We start from the raw sequence: 12,557 nt of genomic DNA on the forward strand, positions 1-12,557 counted from the left end.
ATATCTTTTTGAATATATGTGTCTGTTTGACAAGTCAATGTAAAAGCGTTGATAAACGCTGAAAGCAGATCGCCAGAAATCGGAAATCTCAAAGCTGAAATTTCTGCCTTCTGCCAAAAGGCAAATCAAAATCACAGAAGAAATAATCATATCGATATTTTCATTGCTTAGCCGGAATAGCACCGTTGCTGTTGAATCCAGATTCACTTGTTTAAAGTGATTGTCTTCCCCCTCGGCTGACTCATTTATGGCCGTAAGAAGCCACTGCTGGCGGGTTTTACCCTTCCAGGCTGTTTGCAGTACCGACGCCCCATTATTGGCAGAACCGGCAAATACATCCAGCACTTTGTTACTGGCCTTGTTTACCAGCCGCATTGCTCCTTTGCTGCCGGATTCGAGTAACCGCCATAGTTGGTTGTCGTTCTCTTTCGCATCTTTTAAAAGCAGCTGAACATTTTCTTTTGTGCCGCCAGGTATTTCCAGTGCACGGCCGCTTACCAGGTTGGTGATCTTGTACCAGCCATCGCCTGCATAGTCAAAACGCCAGCGTTGACAGTCCTTTCCATCCCAGGTTGTTTGGGTTACATGCGCTAATGATTTGCCCGAACAGTCACGGGTGTTCATTACTTTTTTGCTGTTTACGTTGGTAATGCGGTACACGCCATTGGCGATGGTGGCAAATGGTATTTCCTTTTCGTTACCGGCAGTTTCTTTCTCCACGATCAGCTCGGCATACCTGGTCCAGTTCCAGTATTTGCCCGGGTCGGTTTGGGCATTACCACTGAAATGCTGGTGTCCTTTTATATGTATGGCGCCAGATTGTGCATTGGAATTGGTAGTGGCCAGTCCGCTGTAGCAGGCTGTTGTATCAATAGCATACCGGGTGCAGATGTTACGTACCAGCGCAGCCGAAGCCTTATACATTTTATCGGTATACCATTTATCGCCATACTCAATATAGCCTTCGTGTTCAATGCCTATTGAATACGCGTTGGCGCTTTGTACATGCAGAGCCATATCGTTTTCCTTTACCATTTGCGTTACCTGTCCGTCAGAAGCACGAATGATATAATGGGAGCTCATATGGGCGCCGGGATTTTTAAACCAGGAAATAGTGGCGGCATAACTTCCTTGCGCCGTATGAATGGTTACATGCGTAACCTTTGTTCCATTGCGACCGCTTTGATAATTATTGGTATTCGCCATTACATAAACAGCCGATGGATAATCAGCTTCTGTTTGTTCATTAGTGACTGCAACAGCGGGCTGTTTGTTAGCGGCGAATAGGGACGTATTACCGGCGGCAGCCGTTTGTATCACCAGGCTGTCTTTTTCAATGGTGATGTCAACAGCAGGTGATTGTAATTTTTGTAATAAAGGCGCCGGAAATATTTGCTCCAGTTGCACTTTTACCGGCGCTCTTTTCAGCGAAGGGGTATTAATACCCTTTTGCAGCTGATCATATATATCATATTTAAACAGGGCCAACGCGTAATTATTGATAGCAGAACTGTCATTGGGAATTTCAGCCAGCTCATTTAAGATCACAGCAAAGCCTTCGATACTGATGCGTACATCCAGGCTTTTAAAACTTGCTTCACGACTCAGGAATTTGGCCACAGACAGTACCTGTAACCGAACATCATTCTTGTATTGATCGGGCGTAATGCCGCTGTTGCTGCAAACCGTTTTGAGGGTATTTTTAAAATAGCCTTTACCATTCTCTATCAATGCAAACAAACCATACCGTTGCGGCATGCCGGTGCAATTGTCGGCATCATGTAAGGCAGGTTGCAAATTCGTAAGGCGGGAAGCCGAATAAGCCGTTGCTTCCAGCAATCCATGCGGAATATTCGGATATCGCCAGTAAGCTTCTTCAAAATAAGATTCCAAACCCAATATAGGCTGTTGCGAATGCGCATGTAACTGCTGCAGTATTCCAACGGTGATTAGTAAGAGTAATTTCCGCTTTGTCATAAATAACGGGTTTAATCGTGAAACGTAAAACGTGAAACGTGAAAGGAAGTCCTGGATTTGGTTTTCTCGACTAATAGCGAGGTTGGATTTTTTCACGTTTGCCGTTTGCCGTTTCACGGAAAGGCATCAACCAAGAATAAGTTTCATGATTAGAATTAAATAACTTTCTTTCTACAAAATGGATAATGGACCTTAACACGGTATTGTTATACTTTACAACCGGTGTGGGGAACAACCGGAAATGGTGAGTGGATTATGGCCTTAACCACGCTACAGTATAACAGCTTTAATTAGGGAGATGCTGTTGCTTTTTTACACGAGGTACAAAGACAAGCTATGTGCCAGATTTGCGGTAGAGATCATAAAAAACGTTAATGCCAGCATTGGTTATACACATTCTGTCAATCATCAACACTATCAATCTGCCTTTCTTGGTTAACTCGTCAACCGGTCAACTGGTCAACTATCGTAAAAAACAAAAGGCTGTCTTTAATCGACAGCCTCTTATAAATATCATTGGTATAATATACTACTTCACTGGTTTGTAATACTGCAAGGCCTCAGGCATCAATTCCTTCAACTTTTCAATCCGGGTATCATCGGCCGGGTGGGTGCTTAAAATTTCAGGAGGCGCTGAACCACCGGAAGCGGCCTTCATTCTTTCCCATAAAGGAACTGCTTCCTGCGGATTGTAGCCTGCCATGGCCGCAAAGATCAAACCGAAATGGTCGGCTTCCAGCTCCTGTTTGCGGCTAAAGGGCAACAGGGCGCCCACATTGGAACCAATACCGTAAGCGCTCATCATGATATTTTGTGCTACAGCGCTCTTGTTGGCAATGGCGGTTTGCAAAGCAGCACCGCCCATTTGTTGTATAGCCTGTTGGCTCATCCGTTCATTACCATGGTGGGCCAGGGCGTGCGTAATTTCATGGCCCAATACAACCGCCAGGGCTGCTTCATTCTGACTGATGGGCAATAAACCGGTATACACTACAATTTTACCCCCGGGCATACACCAGGCATTCACTTCTTTGGAGTTGACGAGGTTGTATTCCCATTTATAGCCTTCCAGTTCTTTTGAAAGGCCTTTCTCCGTGTAATATTTGTTAATGGCATTGGTGAGTCGGGTGCCTACCCTGCGCACCATTTCAGCGTCTTTATTGGTGCTGGTGCTTACCACCTTATTTTCGCTCAGGAACTGGGTGTACTGCTGTGCAGCCATTGACTGAATATCGGCTTCGTTGTAAAGGGCTAACTGACTACGGCCTGTAACAGCGTTCTGGGAGCAGGAAGCAATGCCTGTTGCTAATACAGCAGCCAGAATAGCTTTGTGCATGACTTGTTTCATTTCTATGGGTGTTTACTTCAATTTATTTAAACAATCCTTATACCAACCTAAGCAACAAACTTATAAAATGGCGCCATCACCATCAAATTAAGTAATAGACAGTTGTGGATTGTTGTTCGGGTGGGAATATATTACCACAATAAGGTGCACCTACCCCAAGGCTTGCTCCTCCTCCGCCAGCTGGCGGATCAGCGGCACGCGGACGGCGGACGAGGCAGAGGGCAGAAGGCAGAGAAAAACAGCCAGAGTCGGCAATCTGTATCGGAAATGCCAATTCACAGCCAACAAACGCTGAACTTTAAACTTTAAACCTGGAACTATTGTCTTCTCCGTCGTTCTTTGCGACGGTCGCGGTATTTTAAGATGGGAACTTTGCTTTCGCTGCCGCGTAACAGCCGGGTGATATTTTTCTGGTGGGTAAGCAATACCAGCAGCGCCACAGCTATGGCAAACCCCCGGTATAAAAGCTCTTTTTCATTAAAGATAACCAGGATGAAAACTGCGAAAGCCACGCTGGCTAAAATAGAACTGAGTGAAACGAAACGGGTGAGATACAGTACAAGCAGGAAGATCCCTACACATAAAACGGCTACTATCGGTTGAATGGCCAGGATCATCCCAAATAAGGTGGCAACTCCCTTTCCGCCTCTGAAATCGGCCCAGATAGGGAAAATATGACCCAGCACAGCAGCTAAACCCAGTCCAACCATGAAGTTGGTGCGATCGAGCTCACTTGCTGCACCCATATAATGAGGAAGTAAAATATACAAACTGGTGGCGGCCACGCCTTTAAGCATGTCAATGATCATGACAAAAGTGCCCCATCTGGAGCCTAAAACACGGAAAGTATTGGTAGCACCGGCATTTCCACTGCCGTATTCACGGATATCGATTCCAAAAAACGCTTTACTAACCCAAACCGCTGTTGGAATAGAGCCGATCAAATATGCTAGTACAATGAGTAAAACCTCTTTCATTGTATAGTTGGTTGAAGTTAGATGACGAAAATATGGAAAAAAAGTTAATTAATTGATAACTATTGGGTTCTTGGGGTTATTATTTTTTAAACAGCAAACACATCCAATCCCCTCTCATTTTACAATCAACAACTGATAATCCATTGTTTAATGCGCACTTCTCAATATCGGGTCTGTCTCCCGCTAAAAGCCCGCTCATAATTACAACGCCGTCCAATATTAAATGTTGTTTAATTTCAGCCATATTTGCAATAAGTACATGCTTATTGATATTGGCTAAGATAATGTCGAATTCTGTTGACATTTGTAAAGAATCTGCCTGGGAAAGCGTAATGTTTGAACAGTGATTCAATGCAATATTTTCTGCTGCATTGTTTATGCTCCATTCATCGTTGTCGATAGCGGTTATAGAAGCGGCGCCCAGTCTTTCTGCGAGTATGGCCAGCACCCCGGTTCCGGTTCCAAAATCAAGTACATTTTTACCGTCAAAGGATAGCTGCTGCATACTTTGTATCATCAAATGCGTGGTGGCATGGTGACCGGTGCCAAAACTCATTTTAGGCGTGATGATTATTTCATGCTGTACACCTTGTAAGGGTTCATGAAAATGCGCCCGGATCCCGCAGAAGTCAGCAATAATAACCGGTTGAAAATTCTGCTCCCATTCTGCATTCCAGTTGCGCGGGGCAATCACTTCTTTGGTGATGGTGGTTTCAGTGCCTGTGATCAAATTAGCAGTGTCGGTTTCATTGTACTGGTCTTCAGGAATATACCCGGAGATATAATTTAGCCCTTCTTCAAACCCTTCATAACCCAATTCGTTCAGTTGCGCTACCAGTATCTCCTGCTGTTCTTTTGATACAGGTTGGAATTTGATATGAATATAATTCTGCATGATAAATGTGAAAAGTTGACCAGTTGACGAGTTAACAAGTTAACCAGTTAACTCGTCAACTGGTTAACTTGTCAACTAAAAAAAGAAGGCCTGCAATTTTCACTACAGGCCTTCTTTTATTCTTAAGACTTAATTAAAAACTAAGCTGGATTTTCTGGTCTTTTTCCTTCAGGTTTCGGCATCAGGATCTTGCGGCTCAGTTTAAACTTACCGGTTTTGCTGTCAACACCGATCAGTTTTACTTTCACCACATCGCCTTCTTTCAACACACCTTCCATGGTTTCCAAACGCTTCCAGCTGATCTCACTGATGTGCAGCAAACCTTGTTTGCCAGGCAGGAATTCAACAAAGGCGCCGAATTCTTTAATGCCTTTTACGGTGGCTTCGTATACGGAGCCTATTTCAGGCACAGCAACGATCCCTTTGATCCAGGAAACAGCTTTTTCCAGGCCTTCTTTAGCAGGGCTGAATATGCTTACTTCACCGTAGTTGCCAACTTCTTCAATGTTGATGGTAGCGCCGGTTTCGCGTTGAATTTCCTGAATGATCTTACCCTGGGGCCCGATCACCGCACCAATGAATTCTTTGTCGATGAACAGTTTTTCCATTCTCGGTGCATGTGGTTTCACCTCAGTACGGGCTTCGGCAGTACACTCATACATCGCATCCAGAATGTGCAGGCGGCCTTTGCGGGCCTGCTCCAGCGCTTCGCGCATGGTGCTCATGGCCAAACCGTCGATCTTGATATCCATTTGTACACCGCAAATACCATCGCGGGTACCGGTTACTTTAAAGTCCATATCACCCAGGTGATCTTCATCGCCGAGGATGTCGGTAAGGATGGCATATTTACCATCGGTTCCGCGGGTGATTAAACCCATGGCCACACCACTTACGTGTTTAGGAAAGGGTACACCTGCATCCATTAACGCCAGTGAACCGGCGCATACAGTAGCCATAGAAGAAGAACCATTCGATTCAAGAATATCGCTCACGATACGAACCGTGTAAGGATACTCATTGCCTGGCATCATTTTTTTCAGCGAACGCATGGCCAGGTTACCGTGACCAACTTCGCGGCGGCCGGGGGCGCGCATCATTTTCACTTCACCGGTTGAGAATGGCGGAAAGTTATAGTGTAAAATGAATTTTGTATAATCAGATACAGCGGCGCTTTCAACCAGCAACTCGTCTAAAGGAGTACCTAAAGTAACGGTTGTAAGTGATTGTGTTTCACCACGTGTAAACAGGGCTGAACCGTGTGGAGAAGGCAGGATGTCGATCTCCATGTTCAACGGACGGACCTGGTCGAGCTGGCGGCCATCGAGGCGAATGCGATCGTCAAGGATCATGTTACGCACCACTTCCCATTGCAGGTCGTCGTAATATTTTTTAGCCAGTTTCTTCACGGCATCATCAGCATCTTCACCCAGGCTGGCGATCAATTCATCTTTCAAAGTATCGATAGCTTCACTTCTGGCATGTTTGGCAGAAGCAGAGCGGGAGATCTGATAGATCTTATCCTTTGCAAAATCGGCCACTTTTTGTTGCAGCTCGGGGTTTTGCTCAGGTTTGGTATAATCCCTTTTACTGGCTACACCCACTTTGGCACGCAGTTCATGCTGTGCTTTAATTTGCTGGCGAATGGCTTCGTGGGCAATTTCCAGGGCTTTTACCAGGTCTTCCTCCGCACATTCATTGCCTTCACCTTCCACCATCATCAGGTTTTTTTCGGTGGCCCCAATGATGAAATCCATATCGGCTTTAGCCAGTTCAGTACGGGTAGGGTTTACAATATATTGTCCTTCTATGCGGGCGATCCGCACTTCAGAAATAATTTCTTTAATAGGAATATCCGAAACAGCCAGGGCTGCAGAAGCGGCCAAACAGGCTAATGCATCGGGCATTACTTCTTTATCGCTTGAAACAAGCGTTATAAGTACCTGAACATCACATAAATAATCTTCAGGAAAAAGTGGACGTAAGGCGCGGTCTATTAACCGGCTAATGAGCACTTCGTAATCGCTCAGTCTGCCTTCGCGTTTGAAGAATGAACCGGGAATACGTCCGGCTGAAGCAAATTTTTCATTGTAATCCACTACCAGTGGAAAGAAGCTTTGTCCTTCTTTGGGCTCTTTATTGGCAACAACAGTAGCCAATATGATACAATTGCCCTGGCGAACAGTAACGGCGCCGTCGGCCTGACGGGCCAGGCGGCCGGTTTCAATAGAAACCTCGCGTCCGCCCCCTATATCAAAAGTTACGCTAATTGGTTGAGAGAGCATAGTGTAAAATGTAGTTTAATGGTCGCTATCACATCCTGCAACAAGGTGGGAATAAGAGCGGAGGTAATCGGCAACCGGTTATTTAAGCAACATGGTCTTGAAAAAATATAATAAAAACAACTATTCCCAACCGAAAAAACAGTTGGGAATAGTTTGTTATTATAATATACACTTATTTTCTGATACCAAGTTTTTCAATTAAAGAGCGGTAACCTTGCAGGTTTTGTTTGCTCAGGTAAGTAAGCAGGCGTTTACGCTGACCCACCAGTTGCATTAAGCCGCGGTGAGTAGAGAAATCCTTCTTATTTTGTTGAAGGTGTAAAGAAATGCTGTTGATACGTTCTGTCAACAGTGCAATTTGTCCCTCAGTAGAACCTGTGTTTTTTGCATTGCCACCGTATTGTGCAAAAATGCTAGAAACTTTCTCGTTTGTTAAATAAGGCATCTCAATTTTTTTAAAAACATCCAGAAATTATCTTCTTAATTTGCCGGCAAAGGTATATAATAAATTCTAATTGAGTGGATAGTATGGGGAAATTTTTTTTGGCAAAAGAACTATTTTTGGCGTTTCAGGTTCCAGGTTTCAAGTTTCAGGGCCGTCAAATTCAGCCCGCCGGGAAACCCCTGCAATCTGTAACTTGTAACCTGAAACTGAATGTTATATCTTCATTCGCAGGTAATTATAACTAAAAACCCTGACCCGGCTACATGAAACGCCTTGTTTTTGCTGTTACCAACGATCTGAACTATGATCAGCGGATGATACGGATCTGTACATCCCTGGCCGAAGCCGGTTATGCCGTAACCCTTATAGGCCGGCGATGGACGGGCTCCCCTGCCCTGGTTCCCCGCCCCTTTCAGCAAAAAAGACTGTCCTGCTTTTTTCGCACCGGCAAATTAAGCTACCTCGAATACAATCTGCGGTTATTTTTCTGCTTATTATTTATAAAAACCGATGGGGTTTGCGCCATCGATCTCGATACCATTCTCCCCTTTTATTTTATCTCCAGGCTAAAAAGCATTCCCCGGGTGTACGATGCCCATGAGCTGTTTTGTGAAATGAAAGAAGTGGTTACCCGGCCCATGGTATATAAAATATGGAAATGGGTGGAACGCTTTACCGTGCCCAAATTTAAACATGGGTATACGGTAAACGATGCCATTGCCCGGGAATTTCATCGCTTATACCAGGTAAACTACGAAGTGGTACGCAATGTGCCCGTGCTCCATCCCATTACTATACCCGATAAACCGGAGAAATACATTTTATACCAGGGCGCGGTAAATGAAGGCCGTAGTTTCGAAACCCTGATCCCGGCCATGAAATGGGTGAACGCCCGGCTGGTAATTTGTGGTGATGGTAATTTTATGTCACAGGCCAATAAACTCGTAAAAGAAAATGGATTAGCAGGCAAAGTGGTTTTTAAAGGAAAAGTACTGCCTGCAGTACTGCAGAAATATACATTGAAAGCCTGGGTGGGGGTTACTTTATTTGAGAACAATGGCATGAATAACTACCATTCCCTCGGCAACCGGTTCTTTGACTATATGCATGCCGGTATTCCACAATTGTGTGTGAATTACCCGGCTTATAAAGAAATAAACAATAAGTACAATATTGCTGTTCTAATAGATGACCTGCGGTCGGAAACACTGGCTGAGCGGTTGAATGAACTATTGAATAACAAAAATTTATACAATCAATTGCAACAAAACTGTAAACAGGCACGCGAAGCCATCAACTGGCAACAGGAAGAAAAAAAGTTATTAGCGTTCTATAAAAACATTTTCTAGCCAGTGGAAAAACACTTACATATTATTTCTTTCGACGTACCCTACCCGGTTGATCATGGCGGCTATTTTGATTTATTCTACAAACTGGTAGCACTGCATCAGCAGGGGATCCGAATCCATTTACATTGTTTTGAACACAAACGGCCACAACAAGCCGAATTGGAGCAATATTGTGTCGAAGTGCTTTACTACCCACGCCAGTGCGGACATAAAGGCTTCTCGCATAAATTACCTTATATAGTGGCTTCGCGCACCAATGCCACGCTGGAAGAACGGTTGCTGAAGGACAGCCATCCTATCTTACTGGAAGGCGTACACTGTACGTTCCTCTTACACGATGAGCGGTTCAACAATCGCAAAATGATCATTCGACTGCATAACGTAGAGTACAAATACTACAAACAGTTATTCCGTAACAGCCGTTCCCTGTTTCATAAAATGTATTACCTGAACGAGAGCAGGCTGTTGAAACGCTACGAAGGAACCATTGCCAACAAGGGGTTGATCCTGGCCGTAAATGACCAGGATACCAATACCTACCGAAAGGAGTTTGGCGCAAAGCAGGTTGCTACGCTGCCCGTGTTCCTGCCCTTTTCACAGATCTCTGCCCCCGAAGGCGTGGGTTGTTTTTGTTTGTATCATGGAAACCTGTCGGTGAATGAAAATGAAGAAGCGGCCATCTGGTTAATAAAGAAAGTGTTTAACGACCTGCGGATCCCATTGGTGGTGGCCGGAAAAGCTCCCTCTCCCCGACTCCAACGCATTGCCAATAAATATGGAAATATCTGCGTGGTAGCCGATCCATCAGAACAGGAAATGCAGGATATGATCGGAAAGGCGCAGATAAACATCATTCCTTCCTTTAATGTAACCGGGGTAAAACTGAAACTGTTGAACGCGTTGTTCAATGGCCGCCATTGCCTGGTGAATGAAGCCACGGTACAAAGCACAGGACTGGAATCGGCCTGTCATATCGGAACGAATGCCACGGCGTTTAAAAGCCAGATCGTACAACTGAACCGGCAGCCGTTTGCAGAAGAAGAGATCCGCCTGCGGAAATCATTACTGCTTTCCACATTCGATAACAAGCGCAATGCCCAGCGTCTTATTCAATGGATATTTTAGCGTTGTCTATAACCCGGCCTCTTTCGGTACGAACCGTACGGGCTGGGTATTTATTGATGACGATATAATCGTGGGTAGCCATTACAATAGCGGTCCCATAATCGCGGGAGATATGGAACAGTAACTGCATGATCTCATCGGAAGTTTCGGGATCGAGGTTGCCGGTGGGCTCATCAGCCAGGATGAGTTTGGGCGAATTGAGCAGGGCGCGCGCAATGTCAATACGTTGTTGTTCGCCACCGCTTAACTCAAACGGCATTTTAAACCCTTTGGCCTTCAGGCCAACTTTGTCCAGTACATCAAGGATCTTTTCATCCATCAGCTTTTCGTCCTTCCAGCCGGTGGCCCGAAGCACAAAACGCAGGTTATCGTTTACATTACGATCGGTGAGCAATTGAAAATCCTGGAAAACCACCCCCAGGTTACGGCGCAGGAACGGTACTTTTTTCCAGTCCATATCCCGCAGGTTAAAACCCACCACGGTTCCATCCCCCTCTTTAAGGCGAAGGTCGCCATACATGGTTTTTAACAGGCTCGATTTGCCGGTACCGGTTTTACCAACCAGGTACACGAATTCACCTTTTTGAACCCGGAAGTTTACATCCTGTAAAACCAGGTTATTTCCCTGATAGATATTTACGTGCTGTAGGTCGATGATGTTCTCCTGCATACTGATCCATTAAGTTGTAACAAAAATAGGTAATTCGCCCCAGTTATGAAAAAATGGCAGATGTGAAGTTGTTCCAGGTTCCGGGTTACACGTTACAGGGCCCCGAAAAACTAAGTCTATGAGAACGTGAACTTTGTACCTTCCTGCAACCTGAAATTGGTAACCTGTAGCCAGTTTTTCCCGATCGCGTAACCTGTTTTCCGCATCCGGCACAGGCAGGTGGCTGATCTTTCTTTCTTTTGCAAAAAATTTCTCTACAGTGAACAGATTTTATATCCTTGTGCTCTTGGCTTTTTTTGTTGTAGACCAAACAACTGCACAAACTATAAACCTGGCCGTAAACGCAGCCAATGCAACCGAAACACCGGAAGATAAAGGAATGGGTATTGTAAGAGGTACCATTCAAACCACTGATAACCAACCCGCGGCTTATGTTACAGTGACCCTGAAAGATGCCAACCGCACCACCTTTACCGATGAAAGCGGGAATTATACCCTGAAAAATATCAAACCCGGTCAATACATGCTGAAGGTTACCATGACCGGGATGCAAACAAAAGAAGAAGCCATTGTAATAAAAGCCAAAGAAACAACGGTGGCGAACTTTACCCTGGCCGAAAATCATAAAGAACTGGAGGAGATTGTTGTAATTCAGCACAAAACTTTAAACGATAAGCCGGTAAGTGTGGGCAAAATTGCCCTGGACCCCATGGATGTACCCCAGGCATTGAGTGTTATTGGCCAGGGTGTTATTCGCGAACAGCAGGCATTAAAGCTGAGCGATGTAATCAGGAACGTGAACGGCGTATACCTGACCACTACCCGTGGCAATGTGCAGGAAAGCTTTGGCGCCCGCGGCTATAGTTTGGGAAGTACCAATCTGTTTAAGAACGGCTTTCGGATCAATTCAGGCGTGGTGCCCGAAATGAGTTCCCTCGAAAAAGTAGAGGTGTTGAAAGGAAGCGCCGCCATTCTGTACGGACAGGTAGCGCCCGGTGGTGTGGTGAATATGGTTACCAAACAGCCTAAATTTAACTTTGGCGGCGAAGTATCGATGGGTATCGGCAGCTATGATCTGTACAAACCGGCTTTCGATATTTACGGACCCATTTCCAAATCCATTGCTTATCGCGTTAATGGTACGTATGTAAAGGCAAACAGTTTCCGCGACCAGGTGAGTTCCGAACGGTATTATGTAAATCCTTCATTGCTGTTCAAACTGGGCAAACGTACCCAGGTAGTGGCAGAAGGCGATTACCTGAATGATAATTTCACCCCCGATTTTGGTATTGGTACGCTCGGTGGTAAGAACATTCCAAATGTAAAGCGTTCCAGTTTTTTTGGTACGCCCTGGCAATACAATAAAACGAAACAAACCACTACTACACTTACCATAAAACACCAGCTTTCAAATAACTGGAATCTCAATGCCTCCTTTTCTTACCAGGATTACAAAAGAGATTATTTTGCAGTAGAAAGGATCCAG

At 45.0% G+C, this 12,557-nt stretch carries 10 protein-coding genes; 3 read left to right on the forward strand and 7 right to left on the reverse strand.

The annotated features are described in order from the left end of the window. The 6 genes from ACJ751_RS16290 to rpsO all read right to left on the reverse strand — a co-directional run. The coding region (locus tag ACJ751_RS16290; protein WP_407746573.1) for an RICIN domain-containing protein at positions 1-1,977 on the reverse strand (1,977 nt) is incomplete at its 3' end. 529 nt (positions 1,978-2,506) lie between these two features. Next, a complete protein-coding gene (locus ACJ751_RS16295) occupies positions 2,507-3,325 on the reverse strand; it encodes a M48 family metallopeptidase (RefSeq protein ID WP_407746574.1) in 819 nt (272 codons plus the stop codon). Positions 3,326-3,642: 317 nt separating this feature from the next. Further along, a complete protein-coding gene (gene plsY, locus ACJ751_RS16300) occupies positions 3,643-4,302 on the reverse strand; it encodes a glycerol-3-phosphate 1-O-acyltransferase PlsY (RefSeq protein ID WP_407746575.1) in 660 nt (219 codons plus the stop codon). Positions 4,303-4,381: 79 nt separating this feature from the next. Continuing rightward, entirely contained in the window at positions 4,382-5,197 is an 816-nt protein-coding gene (gene prmA / locus ACJ751_RS16305) for a 50S ribosomal protein L11 methyltransferase (protein ID WP_407746576.1), read from the reverse strand. Positions 5,198-5,337: 140 nt separating this feature from the next. Continuing rightward, positions 5,338-7,482 (reverse strand): polyribonucleotide nucleotidyltransferase, encoded by a 2,145-nt coding sequence (gene pnp / locus ACJ751_RS16310; RefSeq protein WP_407746577.1) that lies wholly within the window; start codon positions 7,480-7,482, stop codon positions 5,338-5,340. Between the two features lie 172 nt (positions 7,483-7,654). Continuing rightward, on the reverse strand, positions 7,655-7,927 hold the full coding sequence (gene rpsO, locus ACJ751_RS16315; RefSeq protein ID WP_407746578.1) for a 30S ribosomal protein S15: 273 nt from the start codon (positions 7,925-7,927) through the stop codon (positions 7,655-7,657). 263 nt (positions 7,928-8,190) lie between these two features. Here rpsO and ACJ751_RS16320 point away from each other — a divergent pair, with 263 nt between their 5' ends. Then, entirely contained in the window at positions 8,191-9,276 is a 1,086-nt protein-coding gene (locus ACJ751_RS16320) for a glycosyltransferase (protein WP_407746579.1), read from the forward strand. Between the two features lie 3 nt (positions 9,277-9,279). Continuing rightward, positions 9,280-10,401, forward strand: coding sequence for a glycosyltransferase (locus ACJ751_RS16325; RefSeq protein WP_407746580.1), 1,122 nt, complete (start codon positions 9,280-9,282; stop codon positions 10,399-10,401). Here the strand turns inward: ACJ751_RS16325 and ACJ751_RS16330 are convergent. Continuing rightward, positions 10,382-11,071 carry a cell division ATP-binding protein FtsE gene (locus ACJ751_RS16330; RefSeq protein WP_014218893.1) on the reverse strand — a complete coding sequence of 230 codons (690 nt, stop codon included), beginning with the start codon at positions 11,069-11,071 and terminating at the stop codon, positions 10,382-10,384. The two genes, ACJ751_RS16325 and ACJ751_RS16330, sit on opposite strands and share 20 nt — an antisense overlap. A 259-nt stretch (positions 11,072-11,330) precedes the next feature. Between ACJ751_RS16330 and ACJ751_RS16335 the strand changes: the two genes are divergently transcribed. Continuing rightward, positions 11,331-12,557 (forward strand): carboxypeptidase-like regulatory domain-containing protein (locus ACJ751_RS16335; protein ID WP_407746582.1); only part of this gene is annotated, 1,227 nt, incomplete at its 3' end.

Source organism: Niastella sp. (assembly GCF_045805085.1).
Classification (GTDB): domain Bacteria; phylum Bacteroidota; class Bacteroidia; order Chitinophagales; family Chitinophagaceae; genus Niastella.